The organism is Streptomyces narbonensis (assembly GCF_014649015.1).
Classification (GTDB): Bacteria; Actinomycetota; Actinomycetes; order Streptomycetales; family Streptomycetaceae; genus Streptomyces; species Streptomyces narbonensis.
In genome coordinates this window covers 1-2967 of sequence record NZ_BMSF01000050.1, presented here as the reverse complement: position 1 = coordinate 2967, position 2967 = coordinate 1, and the positions used below count along the sequence as shown (strand labels likewise).

1 protein-coding gene is annotated in these 2967 nt (G+C 76.0%); it reads right to left on the bottom strand.

Going from position 1 to position 2967, the window contains the following annotated elements:
• The coding region (locus IE124_RS33930) for a type I polyketide synthase (RefSeq protein WP_189513858.1) at positions 1-2967 on the bottom strand (2967 nt) is incomplete at both ends.

The window sequence follows — 2967 nt, the reverse complement described above, 5'->3', positions numbered from 1 at the left end:
GACGTCGACGTCGGCGGTCGTCAGCCGGGCGTCGGCGAGGGCCCGCCGGATCACGCGCTGCTGCGACGGGCCGTTCGGGGCGGTGAGGCCGTTGCTGGCGCCGTCCTGGTTGACCGCGCTGCCGCGGACGACCGCGAGGACCCGGTGGCCGTTGCGACGGGCGTCCGACAGGCGTTCGACGAGGAGCATGCCGACGCCCTCCGCGGGGCCGAAACCGTCCGCCGACGCGGCGAACGCCTTCGAGCGGCCGTCCTCCGCGAGCCCGCGCTGGCGGCTGAACTCCACGAACGTCGTCGGCGTCGACATGACCGTCACGCCGCCCGCGAGCGCCAGCCCGCACTCGCCCTTGCGCAGGGCCTGCACGGCGAGGTGCAGGGCGACGAGTGAGGACGAGCAGGCCGTGTCGACCGTGACGGCCGGGCCCTCCAGGCCGAGCGCGTACGAGACGCGGCCCGACATGATGCTGGCGGCGTTGCCCGTGCCGACGTAACCCTCGAGGTCCTCGGCGGCGCTGCGGAGCAGCGGCTCATAGTGCGGGCCGTTGGTGCCGGCGAAGACGCCGACCTGGCGGCCCTGGAGGGACGTCGGGTCGATCCCCGCATCCTCGACGGCCTCCCACGAGGTTTCGAGGAGGAGGCGCTGCTGCGGGTCCATGGCGAGGGCCTCGCGCGGCGAGATCCCGAAGAAGTCGGCGTCGAACTCGCCCGCCCCGTCCAGGAATCCACCGGCCCGGCAGTACGTACGCCCGGACGCGTCCGGGTCCGGGTCGTACAGCCCCTCCACGTCCCAGCCGCGGTCCTGCGGGAAGCCGGAGATCGCGTCCCCGCCGCCGGCGACCAGCCGCCACAGGTCCTCCGGCGAGGCGACACCGCCCGGCAGGCGGCACGCCATGCCGACGATCGCGACGGGCTCGTCGTCGGCTCCGCCGTCCACCGGCAGCTGCTCGGCCGATCCGGCCTGCTCGCCCAGGATCTCCGTGAGGAGGAACTCCGCCAGTGTCCGGGGGGTCGGGTAGTCGAAGACCAGCGTGGCCGGCAGGGCCAGGCCGGTGGCGTTCTTGAGGCGGTTGCGGAGCTCGACCGCCGTCAGTGAGTCGAAACCGAGGTCACGGAAGGCCCGTCCCGTGTCGACGGACTCGGGGGAGGGGTGGTTGAGGACCACGGCGAGGTGCTCGCGGACCAACTCCTGTATGCGGCGCTGCTGTTCGACACCGGTGAGGCCGCCGAGCTCGCGGCTGAGGGCGGTGTCGTCGGCCGCTGTCGTCGACTGCTGCTCGTCGAGTGCGCGGCGGGCCTCGGGCAGGTCGGCGAGGAGGGTGCCCGGCCGGGCCGTGGTGAAGCCTGGGGCGAAGCTCGACCAGTCGACGTCGGCGATCGTGACGGCCGTGTCGCCGTGGCCGAGTGCGGTGTCCAGGGCGGTGAGCGCCGTCGCGGGAGCGAGGGGGCGCAGGCCGAGGCGGCGCAGCCGCTCCCCGGTCGCGCCCTCGGTGACGCGGCTGCCCTCCCAGGGGCTCCAGGCCACGGAGGTCACGGTGGGCCCTTCGGCACGGTGCTGACCGGCGAGGGCGTCGAGGAAGGCCGTACCGGCGGCGTACGCGCCCTGTCCGGCGCCGCCCCAGGTCGCGGCGACCGAGGAGAAGAGGACGAGGACGGGTGCACGGCGTCCGGCCGCCGCGGACTCCCGCAGCAGGCTGTCCAGGTGCAGCGCGGCGGTGGCCTTCGCGGTTACGACGCGGGCGAGTGCGTCCGGGTCGGTGGCGGCGAGCGGCTCGGAGTCGACGGTGGGCGGCAGGTGGAGGACGGCGCTGAGCGGGTGCTCGTCGGAGACGCCGGCGAGCAGCCGGGCGGCCGCCTCCCGGTCCGTGAGGTCGCAGGACACGACGGTGGCCGTCGCGCCGAGGTCGGCGAGCTCGGCGACGAGGCCGGTGAGGCCGGTGGGGTCGGTGGGGTCGGTGGGGTCGGTGGGGTCGGAGTCCTCCGTACCCGCCACGGGGCCGGTGTGGAGGAGGAGGTGTCCGGCGCCGTCGCGGGCCAGGCGGCGCGCGGCCTCGGCGGCGGCCGGCTCGTCGGCACCGGTGACGAGCACCGTGCCGTCGGCCTGCCACCACGGCGAAGCCGTCCCGTGAGCGGGGAGGGCGGCGCGGACGAGGCGGCGGGCGAGCAGCCCGGAGGCGCGCACGGCGACCTGGTCCTCACCGGTACCGCCGGCGAGGACGGTGGCCATGAGGTCCAGGGCCGCCGGGCCGGCGTCCGCGGGCAGGTCGATCAGGCCGCCCCACCGCTCGGGGTGCTCCAGGGCGGCGACCCTGCCCATGCCCCACACCATGGCCTGGGCGGGGGAGGAGATGTGGTCGGCGCGGCCGACGGACACCGCGCCACGGGTGACGCACCACAGCGGAGCGGCGACACCGGCGTCCTCCAGCGCCTGCACCAGGGTGAGGGTGGCGCCGGTGCCCCGGGTGAAGGGGGCGGGGTGGCCGGGGTGCGCGTCCTCGTCCCAGGCGAGCAGCGAGACGACACCGCCGACGGCTCCACCGGCCGCCGCCAGGGCTTCGCCCAGCGCCTCCGTGAGCCGCTGCCGGTCGCTCGGTGCGGACACGTCCAGCCGTACGGGGTCGGCGCCCGCACCGGACAGCGCGGCGAGCACCGGGGCGGCCTCGGAGGACCGGCCCTCGGGGGCGACGACGAGCCAGCGACCGGACAGGCCGGGGCTCTCGGTGCCCTCGGCGACCGCGAGCCGCTTCCAGTCGACGCGGTAGCGCCAGGAGTCCTGCACGGAGCCCTGGGCGGCGGGGGAGTCGTGGAGCCAGTAGTGACGGCGCTGGAAGGCGTAGGTGGGGAGGTCGGGGAGGTCGCCGGTCGCGGCCGGGAGGACGGGCGCCCAGTCGACGGTGAGGCCGTGGGCCCAGGCTTCGGCGAGGGAGGTGATCAGGCGGTCGAGGCCGCCTTGTTCGCGGCGGAGGGTGCT